General features: G+C 67.4%; 18 protein-coding genes. 6 read left to right on the top strand and 12 right to left on the bottom strand.

Annotated features, from left to right (window positions below; all coding sequences use genetic code 11):
- Positions 1-86: 86 nt before the first annotated feature.
- The 5 genes from AC57B5_RS28210 to ybaK form a co-directional block, all read right to left on the bottom strand.
- Positions 87-2,258: a TonB-dependent receptor gene (locus AC57B5_RS28210; protein ID WP_496400741.1), complete on the bottom strand. Its 2,172-nt coding sequence runs from the start codon at positions 2,256-2,258 to the stop codon at positions 87-89.
- 193 nt (positions 2,259-2,451) lie between these two features.
- On the bottom strand, positions 2,452-2,670 hold the full coding sequence (locus AC57B5_RS28205) for a DUF350 domain-containing protein (RefSeq protein WP_013801574.1): 219 nt from the start codon (positions 2,668-2,670) through the stop codon (positions 2,452-2,454).
- 18 nt (positions 2,671-2,688) lie between these two features.
- Positions 2,689-4,221 carry a DUF4178 domain-containing protein gene (locus AC57B5_RS28200; protein ID WP_496400740.1) on the bottom strand — a complete coding sequence of 511 codons (1,533 nt, stop codon included), beginning with the start codon at positions 4,219-4,221 and terminating at the stop codon, positions 2,689-2,691.
- Between the two features lie 98 nt (positions 4,222-4,319).
- Complete coding sequence (gene plsY, locus AC57B5_RS28195) at positions 4,320-5,000, bottom strand: glycerol-3-phosphate 1-O-acyltransferase PlsY (protein ID WP_013801572.1); 681 nt, start codon at positions 4,998-5,000, stop codon at positions 4,320-4,322.
- 168 nt (positions 5,001-5,168) lie between these two features.
- On the bottom strand, positions 5,169-5,663 hold the full coding sequence (ybaK, locus tag AC57B5_RS28190; protein ID WP_012206589.1) for a Cys-tRNA(Pro) deacylase: 495 nt from the start codon (positions 5,661-5,663) through the stop codon (positions 5,169-5,171).
- 57 nt (positions 5,664-5,720) lie between these two features.
- Between ybaK and AC57B5_RS28185 the strand changes: the two genes are divergently transcribed.
- From AC57B5_RS28185 to AC57B5_RS28175, 3 genes are read left to right on the top strand one after another with little or no spacing between them, the layout of a single operon-like run.
- A complete protein-coding gene (locus tag AC57B5_RS28185; RefSeq protein ID WP_013801571.1) occupies positions 5,721-6,269 on the top strand; it encodes a DUF2975 domain-containing protein in 549 nt (182 codons plus the stop codon).
- A gap of 2 nt (positions 6,270-6,271) precedes the next feature.
- Positions 6,272-6,487, top strand: coding sequence for a helix-turn-helix domain-containing protein (locus AC57B5_RS28180; protein ID WP_013801570.1), 216 nt, complete (start codon positions 6,272-6,274; stop codon positions 6,485-6,487).
- The gene (locus tag AC57B5_RS28175) at positions 6,484-7,113 is read left to right on the top strand and encodes a hypothetical protein (protein WP_123690993.1); all 630 of its coding nucleotides are present in this window, start codon (positions 6,484-6,486) and stop codon (positions 7,111-7,113) included. Before AC57B5_RS28180 ends, AC57B5_RS28175 begins: the two co-directional genes overlap by 4 nt.
- 17 nt (positions 7,114-7,130) lie before the next feature.
- On the opposite strand, the gene AC57B5_RS28170 is transcribed toward AC57B5_RS28175, so the two are convergent.
- From AC57B5_RS28170 to AC57B5_RS28160, 3 genes are all read right to left on the bottom strand, one after another.
- A complete protein-coding gene (locus AC57B5_RS28170; protein WP_026062059.1) occupies positions 7,131-8,192 on the bottom strand; it encodes an aldo/keto reductase in 1,062 nt (353 codons plus the stop codon).
- A gap of 104 nt (positions 8,193-8,296) precedes the next feature.
- Positions 8,297-9,391, bottom strand: a complete 1,095-nt coding sequence (hppD, locus tag AC57B5_RS28165; RefSeq protein ID WP_063325866.1) for a 4-hydroxyphenylpyruvate dioxygenase — start codon at positions 9,389-9,391, stop codon at positions 8,297-8,299.
- Positions 9,392-9,412: 21 nt separating this feature from the next.
- Positions 9,413-10,837, bottom strand: a complete 1,425-nt coding sequence (locus AC57B5_RS28160) for an amino acid permease (RefSeq protein WP_065348041.1) — start codon at positions 10,835-10,837, stop codon at positions 9,413-9,415.
- Positions 10,838-11,157: 320 nt separating this feature from the next.
- Between AC57B5_RS28160 and AC57B5_RS28155 the strand changes: the two genes are divergently transcribed.
- On the top strand, positions 11,158-11,802 hold the full coding sequence (locus AC57B5_RS28155) for a TetR/AcrR family transcriptional regulator (RefSeq protein ID WP_496400739.1): 645 nt from the start codon (positions 11,158-11,160) through the stop codon (positions 11,800-11,802).
- Here AC57B5_RS28155 and AC57B5_RS28150 read toward each other — a convergent pair.
- The 4 genes from AC57B5_RS28150 to AC57B5_RS28135 all read right to left on the bottom strand — a co-directional run bounded on the left by AC57B5_RS28150 (position 11,778) and on the right by AC57B5_RS28135 (position 17,033).
- On the bottom strand, positions 11,778-12,686 hold the full coding sequence (locus AC57B5_RS28150) for a LysR family transcriptional regulator (RefSeq protein ID WP_496400738.1): 909 nt from the start codon (positions 12,684-12,686) through the stop codon (positions 11,778-11,780). The two genes, AC57B5_RS28155 and AC57B5_RS28150, sit on opposite strands and share 25 nt — an antisense overlap.
- An 83-nt stretch (positions 12,687-12,769) precedes the next feature.
- Positions 12,770-13,861 (bottom strand): ABC transporter ATP-binding protein, encoded by a 1,092-nt coding sequence (locus AC57B5_RS28145; protein WP_141834729.1) that lies wholly within the window; start codon positions 13,859-13,861, stop codon positions 12,770-12,772.
- Between the two features lie 6 nt (positions 13,862-13,867).
- Positions 13,868-15,607 carry an ABC transporter permease gene (locus AC57B5_RS28140; protein ID WP_197943905.1) on the bottom strand — a complete coding sequence of 580 codons (1,740 nt, stop codon included), beginning with the start codon at positions 15,605-15,607 and terminating at the stop codon, positions 13,868-13,870.
- A gap of 97 nt (positions 15,608-15,704) precedes the next feature.
- On the bottom strand, positions 15,705-17,033 hold the full coding sequence (locus tag AC57B5_RS28135) for an ABC transporter substrate-binding protein (RefSeq protein ID WP_016451409.1): 1,329 nt from the start codon (positions 17,031-17,033) through the stop codon (positions 15,705-15,707).
- Positions 17,034-17,234: 201 nt separating this feature from the next.
- Between AC57B5_RS28135 and AC57B5_RS28130 the strand changes: the two genes are divergently transcribed.
- Positions 17,235-17,549 (top strand): type II toxin-antitoxin system HigB family toxin, encoded by a 315-nt coding sequence (locus AC57B5_RS28130; RefSeq protein WP_013801561.1) that lies wholly within the window; start codon positions 17,235-17,237, stop codon positions 17,547-17,549.
- A gap of 5 nt (positions 17,550-17,554) precedes the next feature.
- Positions 17,555-17,947: a helix-turn-helix domain-containing protein gene (locus AC57B5_RS28125; RefSeq protein WP_172642952.1), complete on the top strand. Its 393-nt coding sequence runs from the start codon at positions 17,555-17,557 to the stop codon at positions 17,945-17,947.
- Positions 17,948-17,959 lie beyond the last annotated feature (12 nt).

The raw sequence follows: 17,959 nt of genomic DNA, 5'->3' as shown, positions 1-17,959 counted from the left end.
GCCGGTATTGTGCGCGATGCGCCCCTTCCCGCGTGCAACGCACACCGTGCAAAGCGGGAAGGAGCGCAGCGCCTCGGGCGCCGCCGTCAGAACTGGTAGTTGGCGCTGACCAGAACGCTGCGCGGTGCGCCTGGCATGGAGCTGGAGCGCCAGTACTGCTTGTCGAACAGGTTGGACAGCGCCACGGTCACCGTCCAGGCGTCCTGGCGCCAGCCCACCAGCGCATCCCAGCGCGTGTAGCCGGGCAGGAGGGCCGTGTTGGCGGCGTTGGTGAAGCGGCTGCCCGTGTAGGTCACGCCGACTTCGCCATACCAGGGGCCCTTGGGCGCATAACGCAGGAACAGGTTGCCGTTGCGCTTGGCCGTGTCACGCAGGTACAGGCCCACGTTGGCGGGGTTTTGCGCGTCTTCAGCCACCTTGGCCTCCATAAAGGCCACGCCGCCGCGCACATACCAGGAACTGGCCACGCGGCCCGCCGCGCTGAACTCGATGCCGCGCGAACGGTCCTTGCCCCGGATGGCCCAGGTGTAGGGATCGTTCTCGGGATCGGGACGGTAGCGGATGTTGTACTTCTCCAGCTGGTAGACGGAGACCTGGGTGGACAGCGCGCCGCCCAGCCAGTCGCTCTTGACGCCGACCTCGGACTGGCGCGAGTACTGGGGCTCGTCGTCCGGCACCGCGCCGACAGCGGTTTCCACGGACAGGATGCCGCGGCCGCCATAGGGCGAATAGCTCTTGTTCCAGGACGCATAGAAGCTGTGCTCACGCACCGGCTGCCACACCACGCCCACGCGCGGGCTGAAGCCGTTGCCGTCGGTCTTGCGCGTGAGGTTGGCGATCTTGTTGGTGCTCTGGAAGTCATAGCTGTCGTAGCGCAGGCCCAGCAGCAGCTTCCACTGCTCGGTCAGGCTGACCAGGTCCTGCATGTACAGCGCCTGGCCCTTGCCCCTGTGATAGTTGTCCTGGGTCGGCTTGCCCTGCGCCGGACGGCTGGGCCAGACGATGGGCTGGAACGGATCGTAGGAGAAGGTGCTGCCGGGCTGGCCGACGCGCGGCGCGCGCTCTTCCTCGCTGGCCTCCAGGCCCACCAGCAGGTCGTGCTTGATGCTGCCCGTGCTGAACTTGCCCGTCAGGTCCAGCGTGTTGGACAGCGTGGTGTTGCGGGTCTGCTGCCAAGCGTAGTTGGGCGTGATCTTGCCGGTCGCGGCGCGGTAGGTGCCGGCGAAATAGTGGTCGAAGTCCTGGCTGGCCTCGCGCTTGCTGGCCACCCAGCGCAGGTTCCAGCGGTTGTTGAAGTCATAGGACAGGTCGGAGCGCAGCACGCGCAGGCGATCTTCCACGTAGTCGCCAGGCGCCGCGAAGCCCTTGCGGATGGAAACGCCGGCCGGCAACTGGTCATAGACCGGACCGCGATCGGGCACGCGCCAGACGTTGTCATAGGTGTACTGGCCGGTCCAGCGCCACCCCGTGCGGGTGTCCACCAGGATGCTGGGCGAGACCATCTCGTTGCGGTTGCGTATGCCTTCGCGGAAGCTGTGGGCCTGCTCGCGGTCGGCCGTAAGGCGCACGGCCACGTTCTCGTTGAGCACGCGGTTGATGTCGATGGTGCCGCCCACGTTGTCCCAGGAGCCGCCGCGCAGCGTGATGCTGCTCTTGGCGTCGAAGCGCGCCTGCTTGCTCACCATGTTGACCACGCCGCCGCCCGCGCTGCGGCCATAGAGCACGGAGGCCGGTCCCTTGAGGATCTCGATGCGCTCCACATTGGCCGTGCTGCGGCGCACCTGGCCGCTTTCGCGCACGCCGTCGCGGTAGATGTCGCTCTCGTCGGCCTTGAAGCCGCGGATGTACACGCCCTCGCCACGCATGTCGTAGGTGGTGTTCACGCCCGGCACGCCGTCCAGCATGGTGGCCAGGTCGTTGATGCCGTAGCTCTTGTACTTGTTGACCTCCAGCGTATCGATGGTCTGCGGGATGTCCTTGGGCGCCAGATAGGTCTTGGTCGCCGTGGTCACGCCTTCGGGGCGCACATCGTCAGGGTCGTACTGGGAGGCGTTGACCTGCAGCGTGGGCAGGGTGTGAGCCTGTTGAGGCTGCGTCTGCGTCTGCGTCTGCGTCTGCGTCTGTGCCTGGGCCGGATCGGCTGGAATCGCTGGAGCGGCCTCCTGGGCATGGACCGCGCCCGCCAGCGCGGTGGTGATGATGCCAGCGGTCACACCCACTGAAAGCCTTGCCCTTCGGGCAGCTTGATGGTCTGTCATGGAAACCCTCTCTTCGAATGAAGGGGGCGATTCTATTTAGAATGCAAACGAATATCATTTGCAAACTCACTATCAACAAGGAATTTGTTGCGACGCAGCAACGCCGCCATGCGCAGCGCAGCCGCACCTTTTCAGGCGGGCTGCGTGTCGGCAGGAGATGGGGAGTTCGGGGGGGGGGGCCAGGCGGCCCCGTTCAGTGGATGGCGGCAGCGACGATGATGCTGATGCCCAGGCACATGGCGGCCACCACCATGGCCAGCGCCTTGTTGTGCTTCTCGACGATCTCGGCCCACATGTCCACGGGCGTGATCTTGTCGATGATGATGAAGCACAGCCAGAACACCACCACGCCCACCAGCGCATAGAGGATCGAGCCGAAGAAGGCGGCGGGGTTGAACCAGTCGAAGTTCATGATCAGTTTCTCCGTTGTTTACTTGTGGCTGCCGCCCGAGGTGTAGCCACCCCAGGAGCCGCCGCTGCTGCGGGTGTAGCTGTTGCAGTTGGGATCGGTGTTCGGGTTGCAGTTCGGGCGCGACATGCAGCCGCGCAGCATGACGAACACCAGCCACAGGATGACCACGCCGATGACGATGGTCCACAGGCCGAAGCGGCTGCCCGACATCACGCCGACCTGCGAGCGGTCCCGCAGCTGCTTGAGGCCGAAGGCCGTGGCCAGCGTGGTGGCCGAGACGGCGCTGCCATGCGACCAGGTGGTCTCGCCGTTCTCGGTCTCGCTGGCCAGAAAGGCCTTGTTCTGCGCGCCTGCGCTCACATAGTCCACATTGCGCGTGGTCTGGCCGCGCTGCACGGGCCAGTAGAACTCGCCCAGCGCGTAGGTGGTCTCGGCCGTGTAGCGCGATTCAAGCTGGTACTGCCGGCCCATGTACTTGGCCGTGCTGCGGTTCTTGGAGAGCTTGGGCACGCCCGTGGTCACGCGGGCCATGCTCCAGCCATCGGAGGAATCGACCAGGAAGGCGAAGCCGGCCTTCTGGCTGAACAGCAGGTATTCCTCCCAGCCAAAGCTCTCGTCGTCGCCGGCCTCCTCGCCCATGCGGTGATGAAAGCCCACCACCTGCCACTGCAGGCCTTCCAATGCGCCCTTGCTGCCCAGGGGGATGGCGGGGCGCACGGGCTCGTTCTGTTCGGCATAGGACAGTTCCTTGCCAATGCCCTGGCTCAGGTCCACCAGCGATCCGCAACTGGGGCAGCTCAGGCTCTTGGTGGTGGTGAAGCGCACGGGCACCACGGCGCCGCACTTGGGGCAGTTGAAGTGCCTGCCCTGCTCGCCCTTGAGCGAGGCGCCGTCGCGCAGGCCCTGCAGCCTGAGGTCGTCCAGCACCACGCGTTCGCCCAGGCTCAGCGCAGGCGGCTGGGCCGAGAAGTCCACGGACAGGACCTGGCCCTGCTCGCTGCGCAGCTCCACCAGCCAGTACGGCGTGCCGGGCTCGGGCAGCTGCGCCAGCTCGCCCTGGGCCGATACCAGCCGCGCGTTCTGCACGCTGCTGACCGTGAAGCTCTTGCCGCCCAGCACGCGCTGCGAGCCCAGCAGCCAGTCGGAGGCCTTGAACGGCCCGTTGCGCAGGGCCTCGGCCTCCCAGGGCCAGGACCAGACGAACTGGCCGTTGTCCTCGCTCAGAAAGCCCAGCGCACCATCGCTGAACGCGGCAACCCATTCGCTCCAGGCGCCCGCCTCGCTCTTGAGCTGCAGCCGGCCGACCAGGGTGAAGTGCTCGGGCTTGCCGTTGCGCAGCATCTGGCCCGTGGCGCCGATGCGCAGGGGGCTGTAGTCCTCGAAGACCTCGGCCATGGAGCCGCGGCGCTGCAGCACATCGCCCTGGCGCACCACGGTGCTGCGGCAGAACTCGCAGACGGCGTAGCTGGCCTGGGCGCTGGAAAATTCCACGGGCGCGCCGCAGCCGGGACAAGGTGCGCGGTAGACGCGCTGCGATGGACTCGATGCCATGTGGGAAGGTCGTCAGTGGTGAGAGGGCCTGGAGCGCGGCTGGCCGGCCACGCCATTCGCGCAAGCTGCGCCCGTGGAGCGCAGCGCGGTGGCGGCGGTCAATGCGGCTTGCCTTTGGCCGTGCCGGGCTTGGCCGCAGCGGCTGCCGGGTCGGCCTTCTTGCTGCCCAGCCTGGATTCCTTGCCGGCCATCAGGCGCTGGATGTTCTCGCGGTGGCGCCAGATCAGCAGGGCCGCCATGGCGACGATGGCGGCGGCAATCGGCGTCTCGGCATACCAGACCACGCCACTGCACAGGAGGTAGTAGACGGGGGCGAACACGGAGGCCACCAGGGCCGCCAGCGAGGAATAGCGGAAGAACACGGCAATGATCAGCCAGGTCAGCGCCACCGCCAGGCCCAGCCAGACGCTGATGCCCAGCAGCACGCCCAGGGCCGTGGCCACGCCCTTGCCGCCCTTGAAGCGGAAGAACACCGGGTACAGGTGGCCCAGGAAGGCGGCCAGCGCCACCATGGCCACCGTGCCGTCGCCCAGGCCGAAGCGGCTGCCGAACCATTGCACCAGGGCCACGGGCAGCCAGCCCTTGGCCGCATCCAGCAACAGGGTCACGGCTGCGGCCGCCTTGCTGCCGGAACGCAGCACATTGGTGGCGCCGGGGTTGCCGCTGCCATAGGTGCGCGGATCATTCAGGCCCATGGCCCGGCTGACGATGACGGCGAACGACAGCGAGCCGATCAGGTAGGCCGCCACGGTGGCGAGAAGGGGGTAGAGCGCGTTCAATTGAAGTCCTTGGCCGGTCTGTGGAGCGCCGGCGCGCGATCCGGCCGGCCATGATGGCCCGCCCTCCCTGATCGCCGACACATGTTTTTCATCAGGACCTGCGCGAACCCGTTGGAGGCGGTGGCCGCCTTCCCGTGTGCGCAAGTCATGTTCATTTCTTCAGGGCATCTATTCTGCCAGCGCGCAGTGCACGGGCCGTGCATCCAGCAGCTGCACGCAGACCTGCGGGTCCAGCTGCACCAGAAAGCCCCGGCGCCCGCCGTTGATGGCGATGCGCGGCAGCGCCAGGATGCTCTCTTCGATATAGACCGGCATGTCGCGGCGCGTGCCGAAGGGCGAGGTGCCGCCGACCAGGTAGCCGCTGTGGCGGTTGGCGACTTCGGGCTTGCAGGGCTCCACGCTCTTGGCGCCGATCTGCCGTGCCAGGTTCTTGGTGGAGACCTTGCAGTCGCCGTGCATGAGCACGATCAGCGGCCTGGCGTCCTGGTCCTGCATCACCAGGGTCTTGACCACCATGTGCTCGTCCAGGCCCAGGCTGGCCGCGCTGTGCTCGGTGCCGCCGTGTTCCAGGTACTCATAGGGGTGCTCGGTGAACTCCACCTTGTGGGCGCGCAGCAGCTGCGTGGCCGGTGTCTCGCTGACATGAGAGTTTTTCTTGGACATGAATTTTTTATCGTTTTACAATAATTTTTTATCGATTCATCAATACAAGGCTGTGCCATGAACTATACGCCCCACGCCGCGGGCAACGCCCTGAGGCGCCACTCCCAGGCGGCGCGCATCCTGATTGCGCTCGGTGCCGTCGCGCTGCTGGCCCTGCCGGCAGCCGCCCTGCTGTCGCCGCAAGATCTTTCGGGCCAGGCGGAAGGCCTGCTGGGCATGCCGCCCGGCCAGCCGCTGGACATGGCTGCGCGCTGGCGCACCGCACTGGTCAGCCTGCTGCCCGTGGGCTGCGGCCTGTATGCGCTGCGCCAGTTGTGGACACTGTTCGGCGAGTATCTGCAGGGCCGTGTCTTCGGCCAGCAGGCGCAGCACGCCCTGATGCGCTTTGCCTGGACGGTGCTGGCGGGCGCGCTGGCCCTGCCCTTCACGCGCGCGCTGATGTCGGTGGCGGCCAGCATGGGCAATCCGCCAGGGCAGCGCTTCGTCACGCTGGGCCTGTACTGGCACGATGGCCTGCTGGTCCTGCTTGGCGTGGTGCTGGTCTCCATCGCCCATGTGATGCTGCAGGCGCGGCGCATCGCCGACGAGAACGCGGGATTCGTCTGAGCATGCCCATCATCGTCCACCTCGATGTGATGCTGGCGCGCCGCAAGATGCGCTCGCGCGAACTGGCCGAGATGGTCGGCATCACCGAACAGAACATTTCACTGCTCAAGAGCGGCAAGGTGCGCGGCGTGCGCTTCGACACGCTGGAGCGCATCTGCGAGGCACTGCAGTGCCAGCCCGGCGACCTGCTGGAATGGGTGGCAGGGCCCGAGGCTTGAGCAGCGGACGGCTGCGGCTGATCGCGGGCCTGCTGCTGTCGCTGCTGCTGCACGGGGCGCTGCTGTGGCAGGGTCTGGCCCCGGACATTGCGCGGCCCGGCACCGGGCAGGCCGAGGCGCACCGCCTTCAGGTGGTCTGGGTCGAGACGCCGATGCCGATGCCGACGCCGGCCCCCTCTCCTGCTCCTGCTCCAGTGGCTGTCCGGCCCGGACCGGCGCCTGCGCCCGTGTCCGCGTCTACGCGACGGCCGGACACCGCCGCCGCCGCACCGCCTTCAAGGCAAAGCGCAGGGGCTGCAAAGGCCACGGAGGAAGCCACAACAGCCGCCGCGCCGCAAGCGCCTGTGCCCGCCGACACCGAAGCCGTCCCGGACACCGCGCGCAGCGCCAGGGCCATGGGCCGCCTGCTGGACTCGGCCGCAGGCCGCGAGGCCGTGCAGTCGGCGGCCCGGCAGGGCCTGGTCAGGCCCCAGATCCCTGCGCAGCGCGAGGACCCGCTGGCCAGCGGCATGCGCGAGGCCGCCCAGGGCGATTGCATGAAGGGCGAGTTCAAGGGCGGCGGCATGGGCCTGCTGAGCCTGCCCATGCTGGCGGCCGCTGCGCTCAAGGGCGAGTGCAGCCGCTGAAGGCGCGGGGCCGAGGCCTATTGCGCGGGGTCGCGCACTTCCCAGCGGATGGCGTCGATGGCCGACAGCAGTTCGGGCGACAGTTGCGTGCCCCAGGCGTTCAGGTCCTCATCGAGCTGGGCCACCGAGGTCACGCCGATGATGGTGCTGGCCACCTGCCACTTGGTGTAGCAAAACGCCAGCGCCAGCTGCGTGGGCGTCATGCCGTGCTCGCGCGCCAGCGCGTTGTAGCGGCGCGCGGCGGCCAGGGCTTCGGGCCGGCCCCAGCGCTGCTTGCGCACGGACTCGTAGCGCGCAATGCGTGCGGCCTGCGGCGCAGCGGGATCGGTGGGCGCATGCACGTCGAACTTGCCCGTGAGCAGGCCGAAGGCCAGCGGCGAATAGGCCAGCAGCGAGACACCCAGGCGGTGGCAGCTTTCGTCCATGCCGTTTTCCCAGCTGCGGTTGAGCAGGCAGTAGGCGTTCTGCACCGAGGCCACGCGCGGCAGGCCGTGCTGCTCGGCCAGGCGCACGAATTCGTGCACGCCCCAGGGCGTTTCGTTGGACAGGCCGATGTGGCGCACCTTGCCTTCCCGGACCAGGCGGCCCAGCGCCTCGAGCTGCTCGTGGATGCCGGTCTGCGAGCTTTCCTTGGACGGGTCGTAGTACAGCTGGCCGAAGGCCGGCACATTGCGCTCGGGCCAGTGGATCTGGTAGAGGTCGATCACGTCCGTGCCCAGGCGGCGCAGGCTGCCTTCGCAGGAGGCGGCGATGTCGGCCGCCGTCATGCCCTTGCCCTCGCGCACCCAGGGCATGCCCCGCGAAGGACCGGCCACCTTGGTGGCCAGCACGACCTTGGCGCGCGCGCCGGGGCGCTGGGCGAACCAGCGGCCGATGATGGTTTCGGTGGCGCCGCAGGTTTCGGCGCGTGCGGGCACGGCATACATCTCGGCCGTGTCGAAGAAGTCCACGCCGCGTTCCAGCGCGCGGTCCATGATGGCGAAGGCCTCGGCCTCGCCGACCTGCTCGCCGAACGTCATGGTGCCCAGGCAGATGGGGCTGACTTGCAATGCGCTTTGACCGAGCGCCACCGGTTGCATCGAGGGGGAATTCATGGGCACCGAGTGTAGGGCCGCCCGTGTTTACCCTGACGGCAGCGCGCCCACCCGGCCAGGGCCGGGCGGGCGCGCTGCGTCCGTCGGGATCAGGCGCCCTGCGGTGCCTCGGCCTGCAGCACGCCGCGGTTGATCTGGTCGCGCTCCATGGACTCGAACAGGGCCTTGAAATTGCCTTCGCCGAAGCCTTCGCGGTAGTTGCCCTTGCGCTCGATGAACTCGAAGAACACGGGGCCCAGCATGGGCTGGGAGAAGATCTGCAGCAGCAGGCGCGGCTGGCCGCCCTCGGTCGTGCCGTCCAGCAGGATGCCGCGTGCCTGCAGCTCGCCCACGGGCTGGCCATGGCCGGGCAGGCGGCCTTCCAGGTTCTGGTAGTAGATGTCGTTGGGCGCGGTCAGCAGCGGAATGCCGGCCATCTGCAGCTGGTCGATGGAGTCCAGCAGGTTGTCCGTCAGCAGGGCGATGTGCTGGATGCCCTCGCCGTTGAACTGCATGAGGAACTCCTCGATCTGGCCGCCGCCCTGGCGCGATTCCTCGTTCAGCGGAATGCGGATCAGGCCGTCGGGCGCGGTCATGGCCTTGGAGGCCAGGCCGGTGTACTCGCCCGAGATGTCGAAGTAGCGGATCTCGCGGAAATTGAACAGCTTGCTGTAGAAGTCCGCCCAGTAGGTCATGCGGCCACGGTAGACGTTGTGCGTCAGGTGGTCCACCACATGGAAGCCGTGGCCCTTGGGGTTGCGGTCCACGCCGGGCAGGAACTCGAAGTCGATGTCGTAGATGGACTTGCCTTCGTCGAAGCGGTCGATCAGGTACAGCGGCGCGCCGCCGATGCCCTTGATGGCCGGCAGGCGCAATTCCATGGGGCCGGTGGGAATTTCCACGGGCTGCGCGCCCAGCTCCAGCGCACGCTTGTAGGCCTGGTGCGCGTCCTTGACGCGGAAGGCCAGGCCGCAGGCCGAGGCGCCGTGCTCGGCCGCGAAATAGGCGGCCTGCCCCGGCTCATTGTTGATGATGAAGTTGATGCCTCCCTGGCGGTACAGCAGCACGTTCTTGGAACGGTGCTTGGCCACCAGGGTGAAGCCCAGCTTCTCGAACAGCGGCTCCAGCACGCCGGGCGCGGGCGACGCGAATTCCACGAATTCGAAGCCCATCAGGCCCATCGGGTTGTCGAACAGGTCTGCCATGGTTGGTTCTCCTTGAAGGTTTCAACGGGGGATGTGCGCGGGTTCCAGTACGGATTCCAGCACAGGCGTGGGACGTTGGCGGAACACGAGGCGATAGGCCCCGTAGACCACCAGGACCCAGATCGGAATGGCCAGCGCGGAGGACCGCACCGACGGTGTCAGCAGCATCACGCCCACCACCAGGGCCATGGCAGCCAGGCAGATGGCATTGGTCAGCGGCGCGGCAGGTGCGGGAAAGCCCAGCACGGTCTTGCGCGCCACATGCGCCCGGCGAAAGCGCCAGTGCGCCACGATGATGATGGTCCAGGTGATCACCAGGGCCGCCACGATCAGCGACATCAGCAACTCCAGCACGCCGGCCGGCGCCACATAGTTCAGCACGATGGCCAGCGCCGTGAAGATGGCCGGATAGACGATGGCCCGCACCGGCACGCCGCGGCGGTTGACCTGCATCAGCGAGCGCGGTGCATTGCCTTCGCTGGCCATGCCGTACAGCAGGCGGCTGTTGCTGTAGACCATGCTGTTGTAGACCGACAGCGTGGCCGTGAGGATCACGAAGTTCAGCAGGTGGGCGGCCGTGTTCTCGCCCAGGCCCGAGAACACCAGCACGAAGGGGCTGCTGCTGTAGGTGTCGCCGCCAGCCTTGAGCTGGCCCAGCAGGTCGGTCCAGGGCATCAGCGACATCAGCACGGCCATGGAGCCGATGTAGAACACCAGCACGCGATAGATGAGCTGGTTCACGGCCTTGGGGATGACGGTGCGCGGCTGGTCGGTCTCGGCCGCCGCGAAGCCCAGCATCTCCACGCCGCCGAAGGCGAACATGATGAAGGCGAAGGCCATCACCAGGCCGGACAGGCCGTTGGGAAAGAAGCCGCCGTGCGTCCACAGGTTGCGCACGGTCTGCTCGGGCCGGTCGGCGTTGGCCAGCAGATACACGCCCGCAGCGATCATGGCCAGCACGGCCGCGATCTTGATCAGCGCGAACCAGAACTCGAACTCGCCATAGGCCTTGACGTTGATGAAGTTCACGCCGTTGATCAGCACGAAGAACACCGCCGCCGTCACCCAGGTGGGTATGCCGGGCCACCAGAACTGGATGAACTTGCCTGCGGCCGTCAGCTCCAGCATGCCCACGAGCACATACAGCGCCACACAGTTCCAGCCCGCCAGAAAGCCCGCGAAGCGGCCCAGGTAGCGGTTGGCGAAATAGCTGAACGAGCCCGCGTTGGGCTCCTCGACCAGCATCTCGCCCAGGAAACGCATGATGAAAAAGATGATCAGCCCGCCAATGGCGTAGCCGAGCAGCACGGACGGGCCGGCCAGCTCGATGATGCCGGCCGAGCCCAGGAACAGGCCCGTGCCGATGGTGCCGCCCAGCGCGATGAGCTGGATATGGCGGTTCTTGAGCCTGCGCTCCAGATGGCCCTGCGAAGAAGAACTGTGCATCAAGGGGGTGCTCCGGCTCTCAGCAAGGCGCGCGGCGGCGCAGGGGTTGGAACACTTCGGGGGTCTTCACGGCAATGTCTCCTCGTGGGGTGCCTGTTGGAATGCGGGGCCTTGTGCGCCCCTTGTTGATGGGTATCAACTATAAAAAACAATAAATTATTATTTCTTGTAATTTATCCCTATGGACAAGCCCAAGAAGAAGGAGTAGCGAAGGCGATCGACGCATTGCCACCCGCCATGCCGCACTCCCGCAACGGTTGAACGCCCGCAACAAACAAAAACAATCTACTATTATTTTTTTGCCCTCTGGAGCCCAGAACATGACGACGTCCGCCACGCAGCGGCGCGCACGCACGCCGCAGACCGAGCGTGTGGAGACAACGCAACGCAAGATCATCGACTCCGCCCTGGCGCTGCTGCGCGAGGGCGGCTTCAAGAGCGCCACGCTGCAGGCCATCGCGCGCGGCGCCGATGTGTCGCTGGGCGCGCTGCAGCACCACTTCGAGAGCCGCGACGCGCTGATGGAGCGGCTGGTCATCGAGGTCATGGAGCCGCTGAGCGACCAGGGCACGGTCTGGCCCGACAAGGCCCTGCCCCTGCGCGAGCGTGCACAGACCTTCGTCACCCTGGCCTGGGACAACATCTTCGGCGCGGCCAACTACCAGGCGGCCTGGAGCATGTTCTTCGGCTGCAAGGCCTCCCCCTCGCTGTTCGACCGCGTGGACGCGCGCCGCGTACATGTGGACAGCGTGTTCTACACGCGCTTCCTGGACGTCTTCCCCGAGATCGCGGCCCACCATCCCCGCCCCCAGGGCTTTGCGGCCATGGCCTTCGCCATCCTGCGCGGCACCGGCGTGCTGGAGCTGTTCGAGGTGGGCGAGCAGGAACGCCAGGGCAGCCTCGATGCGCTGGTCGAGGCCATCGTCCAGGCAGGCACCCCTCAGGCCGGCGGCGGAGCCGCCTGAACCTCGGTCAGCCCCCAGACCCTGCGCAGTTGCGACAGCGTGGCCACCAGGGCCGGGTCGTGCTCGGCCTCGCGCGGGTGGATGAAGCCCAGCTGCGCCGACACGCGCGCATGCGGCCAGATGGCCACGCAGCCATGCTCGGCCGCGGCCAGGGCGCGGTCCTCGCGCAGCAGCGCCAGGCCCAGGCCGGCGCGCACCAGGCTCTCGGGCGCGGCGGCGGCATCGCTTTCCACGATCTGATTGGGGCTCAGCCCCTGGCGGGCGAACAGCGCCAGCAGCAGGGCCTGCTCATGGTGCTGCGCGGGTGCACCGATCCAGGGCAGTTGCGCCAGGTCCTTCCAGCCCGATTGCAGGACGCGCTCGCGCAGCGCGGGCGGCGCCGCCACGCGGTAGTGCAGTGTCTGCAGTACCAGCGCGCCCAGGTCGCGCGGCATGTGGGCGCCGATGTAGAACGCGCCCTGCAGGCCGCCGGCCGCGACCTGCGCGCGCAGCTCCTCGGCCCAGCCCTGGCGTGTCTTGATGTCCAGCAGCGGCAGCGCCTCCACCAGGCCATGCAGCAGCGAGCCCAGGCGCAGCGCCTCGGGGTCGGCCACCGTGCCCAGCAGCAGCTGGCCGGTGATCTCGCCCTGCAGCTCGCGGGCCTGGCCCTGCAGGCGTCCTGCCGCATCCAGCACCTGCCGGGCGGGCTCCATCAGGGCCTCGCCAGCCCGAGTGAGGCTGATGCGGCCCGGGCGCCGGTCGAACAGCGCCACGCCCAGCTCTTCTTCCAGCGCCTTGATCTGGGCCGTGATGGCGGGCTGCGTCAGGTGCAGGGCCTCGGCCGTGCGCGTGACGCTGCCCAGCGTGGCCGCCGTGACGTAGGCGCGCAGCTGATACATCTCCATGGGCGGCCAGCCTAGCGCAGGCGCCAGGGCCTGCGGCCCGGGCAGGCCCGGGTTTCAGGGAACATCCCTAGCCGTCTCATCGTTCACTCATCGAGGTAGCGCAGCTGCGTGGGCTCGATGCCCAGGCGCACCGGCATGCCCATGGGGAACATGGCAATGCCCGCGTAGTGCGCCTGGTCGGCGACCACGGCCACCTCGCCCACGCGCACGCGGTAGCGCGAGAACTCGCCCAGGAACTCGGCGCTTTCGATCTGCCCTTCCACCCAGACGCGCGAGGCATCGCCCGCATCGTCGCGCACCGCAATCTGCACCTGGTGCGGCCGGAAGGCCAGCGCCGCGCGCCCCGGCACGGGCGGCTGGGCCGGGCGCGGCAGGGTCAGCGTGCCCAGGCCCGGCACCTTGAAGGCCAGCGACTCGCCTATCGTCGGCAGCACCTCGCCCTCCAGCACATTGGCCGTGCCGACAAAGCCCGCCACGAAGCGGTTGGCCGGATAGTCGTACAGCCCCGCCGCCGAGCCCACCTGCTGCAGCACGCCCTTGTCGAGCACGGCCATGCGGTCGGCCGTGGTCATGGCCTCTTCCTGGTCGTGGGTGACGAAGATGGTGGTCAGGCCCAGCTTGCGCTGCAGGCTGCGCAGTTCCTCGCGCATCTGCACGCGCAGCTGCTTGTCGAGGTTGGACAGCGGCTCGTCCAGCAGCAGCAGCTTGGGCGCGATCACCACGGTGCGCGCCAACGCCACGCGCTGCTGCTGCCCGCCCGACAGCTGGCCCGGGCGGCGCTGCGCGTACTGCGACAGGCCCACCAGCTCCAGCACCTCGCCCACCTTGCGGCGGATGGTGTCGCGGCTTTCGCGGCGCTCGACCAGGCCGAAGGCCACGTTGTCGTACACCGTCATGTGCGGCCACAGCGCATAGTTCTGGAACACCATGCCGATGTTGCGCGCATGCGGCGGCACGCCCGTGATGTCCTGCCCGCCCACCAGCAGCTCGCCGCGCTGGTGCCGGTTGAAGCCCGCGATCAGCCGCAGCAGCGTGGACTTGCCCGAGCCCGAAGGCCCCAGCAGCGCGAAGAACTCGCCGGGCTCGATCTTGAGGTTGACGTCGCGCAGCACTTCGTTGCTGCCGTAGCTCAGGCTGATGTGCCTGCATTCGAGGGAGACAGGGTCCAGGTGCATGGCGGTTCACTCCGAAGTCGATTGCACGGTGGCGCGCGAGCGCTCCACGAAGCGGTGCGAGAAATACGTGCCCAGGCCGACCACGACCACGGCCAGCACGCCCAATGCCGCACCGGGCCCGCGCCCCGAGATGCTTTGCATGTACAGGTAGATGCCGTAGCTCATGGGCGCCTGGCTCTGGGCCGAGGCCAGCATGATGGTGGCCGACAGCTCCACCGCCGCCGTGATGAAGCTGGTGACGAAGCCGGCCAGGATGCCGCCGGCCATCAGCGGCACCATCACGCGCCGTATCACGCTGGTGCGGCCCGCGCCCAGGCTTTGCGCGGCCTCCTCCAGCGAGATGTGCACCTGCTGCAGCGCCGCCATGCACGAGCGCAGCGCATACGGCAGCCGCCGCACCGCATAGGCCAGCATGATCAGCACCCAGGTGGTGACGATGGGCGTATCGGTGAAGGGCAGGTTCACGCCCTTGAACAGGCGCAGGTAGCCGATGGCCAGCACCAGCCCCGGAATCGCCAGCGCCACCGAGGCCAGATAGTCCAGCCACTGCCGGGCAGGCAGCCGGGTGCGCAGGATCAGGTAGGCGATGGCGGTGCCGATCACCACGTCGATGCCCGCCGCCATCAGGCAGTACAGCAGCGTGTTGCCGATCATGTAGCCCGAGTCGGTGAACACCGTGGCGTAGTGCTCCAGCGTGTAGCTGTCGGGCAGCACCGAGAAGCTCCAGACCTTGGAGAACGACATCAGCAAGATGCCGATGTGCGGCGCCAGCACCACCAGCAGCACCAGGGCGATCCAGCCATAGGCCAGCAGCGCCTCCCAGGCCGACAGCCGGCGCTTTTGCAGCGCGCTGCCGCCCTTTTGCAGCGTGGCGTAGTCCTTGCCCTTCATCACCCGCGCGGCCAGCCACAGGGCGACGATGGAGAACGCGATCATGATCACGCTGATCACATAGCCCAGCGGATCATCGAGCCCCACCGAAGTGATGCGCAGATAGGCCTGGGGCGCCAGCATATTGGTCACGCCCATCACCAGCGGCGTGCCCAGGTCGTCGAACACCTTGACGAACACCAGGGCCGCGCCCGCCAGGTAGCCTGGCATGGCCAGCGGAAAGATCACGCGCCGGAACAGCCGGAAGCCACGCGAGCCCAGGTTCAGCGCCGACTCCTCCATGGCCCCGTCGATATTGCGCATGGCCGCCACGAGGTTGAGCAAGATGAACGGGAAGTAGTGGATGCTCTCCACGAAGATCACGCCCGTCAGCCCCTCCATGATGGGCACGGTGAAGCCGAACCAGTCGTCCAGCAGCAGGTTGACCGAGCCGCTGCGCCCGAAGATCAGCTGCAGCGCCACCGCCCCCACGAAGGGCGGCATGATCAGCGGCAGCACGCCCAGCGTCTGTATCAGCAGCGCGCCCCGGAACTCGAAGCGCACGGTCAGGTAGGCCAGCGGCACGGCGATCAGGCTGGCGAAGAACACGCTGGCCAGGGACACGCCCAGGCTGTTGAAGAACGACTCGCGGAAGACGGTCTGGCCGAAGAAATTGCCGAAATGCCCCAGCGTGAGCCCGCCGCCTTCATTGACGAAGGCGGTGTAGACCACCATGCCCACGGGCACGATGAGAAAGGCCAGCAAAAAGGCCAGGATCAGCGCGAAGGCTAGCCACGGCCCCCAGCCCGACGGAATGCGCCGTGCGCGCGCAGCAAGGGGGGCGACGGCGGGCGCCGCCATGGAATCGATGCTCATGCGAATGCTCCGCAGCGAAAGAGACTGTCAAGGGGAGTGCATGCAGGCGCCCGGTGCCGGGCCCCTGCGCCACCTACCACGCCACCTACCGCGCCACCTACCGGGCCAGGCCGCGCGCCTCGGCGGCCAGCTTGGCCGCGCGCTCGTAGTTGGCACGCGCCTTGTCGGCCCACATCTGCTCCAGGCCCGTCAGCTCCTTGGACACGGCCACATCGCGCCGGCTCTTGCGGAACAGCTCCAGGAACTGCTCGTCCTTCACATTGGCTTCGCCCACCAGCGGCGAGTAGGCGATGTCGCGCGCCTGGGCCAGCAGCTCCTGCCCCTTGGCATTGGGCTTGGCCTGCAGGGCCTTGTGCGCCTCCTGGATGGCGCGCGTGGCCGCCTGCAGTTCCTTGAGGCGGAAGGTCACCATCTGGTCGAACAGGCTGATCACCACGGCATAGCGCGACTCGGACAGGTTGGCGTCGAACTGCACCTTGGCGCGCTGCGCCACCTCCTGCGGCACGGGGTAGCCGGCCGGCGCCTTGAGCTGGCTGTAGGGCAGGATGGGCAGGCGGCTGATCTTGGGATCGAACAGCAGCTGCTGGCCCGGCACCGACATGGTGAAGGCCATGAACTTGCGTGCCTCATCGGCATTCTTGGCACCCGCGATCAGCGCGATGTTGGCCGGCACCACGGCCGTCATCGCCGGGTAGGCGAAGTCCACCGGGAAGCCCGAGTACTTGCCCGCCAGCCCGAAGAAATCGATCACGATGCCTATGCCGTACTGGCCGTTGTTCACGCCATCGGGCACGGCAAAGCTGCGGTCGGTCACGGCGGCGGCATTGCCCATCATGGACAGCAGCTGGCGCCAGCCCTTGTCCCAGCCCTCGCCCTGCAGGATGGTCTCCACCGTCAGCTGCGTGGTGCCCGAGCGCGAGGGCGAGGAGATGGCGATGTGGCCGAAGTACTCGGGCCGCGTCAGGTCGCTCCACTCCTTGGGCGCCGCCAGCTTGTGCGCCTTCAGGTAGCGCGTGTTCCACATGATTCCGTAGCCGGCCAGCGCCTGGCCGTAGTACAGGCCCTGCGGGTCGTTGAGCGGGTAGTTGCCGATCTTGGCGGGCGCGGCCGGATTGCGCGTCTCGGGCGCGGCGGTCAGCAGCTTGTTGCGCGCCAGCACCTCGAAGGCATCAGGGGCGCTGGCCCACATGATGTCGGGCCGCTGGCCCTCGGGCAGCTCGCGCACATAGGCCACGGCGGCCGTGGTGTTCTTGTTCAGGATCTCGATCTTGATCCCCGGATTGGCCGCCTCGAAGGCCTTCTGGTAGGCCGTGGTCAGCTCCTTGGGAAACGAGGTAAGCACCGTCACCGTGCCGGCCTGGGCCGCCATGGCGGCGCCCCACAATCCTGCGGCCATGGCGGCCGTCAGCCATCTGCGTTGCTGCATTGCTGTCTCCTTCGGGTTGTTGTGCGGTCAATCTGCAACCCACTGTAGGCAGCGCCGGCCCCGCCGGCCAATCATTGTTTCTGATGCCGTGCATCAGCGGCGGCGGCGCTCGGGTTAACCCGGCGCGAAAACACAAGCACGGCAAAGAGCACAAAGACCATGCCAGCAGCCTCAGTCCCAATTTGGGACTAACATCCACCCATGCACATCGTGGCCCGCTCCACCCTCGTCAATTTCTACAGCAGGCCGGAGCATGCGGATGCCAAAGGGCCGCTTGAGGCGTGGTTCGACATGGCCACCCGCGCGCAGTGGACCTGCCCTCAGGACGTGAAGGACCAGATCGGCAATGCCAGCATCGTGGGCAACAACCGGGTCGTGTTCAACGTCAAAGGCAACGACTACCGCCTGATTGCCGCCATCGCCTACAGGCAGCAGTGGCTGTACATCAAGTTCATAGGCACGCACGCGCAGTACGACAAGGTGGATGCCGCCACGGTGGACCAGAGCCTGCAATGAAAGGAATGACCATGGAAATCCGCCCCATCCGGACCGAGCAGGATTACAGGACAGCACTGACCGAGATCTCGCAACTGATCGACAAGGACCCGGCCTCGGGAACGCCCGACGGCGACAGGCTGGACATTCTCGGAACGCTGGTTGAGGCCTACGAGGCAAGGCATTACCCCATCGCTCCCCCCGACCCTATCGATGCGCTGCGCCTGCTCATGGAGTCCCGGGGCATGACGGTCAAGGACCTGGTGCCCTACATCGGGCAGACCAACCGCATCTACGAAATACTCAACCGCAGCCGCCCCCTGACGCTGAACATGCTCTACAGGCTTCATGACCTGGGCATACCGGCCGAGAGCCTGCTGTCCCGCCCGCGCACCGCCGCATCGGAAAGCCACGGCTGATGCCCACCCCGG

It is taken from the genome of Delftia sp. BGA-UO-ETr-SB1 (assembly GCF_059567865.1).
The sequence above is the reverse complement of the archived record's forward strand: the minus strand, read 5'-3'. Positions and strand labels throughout refer to the sequence as shown.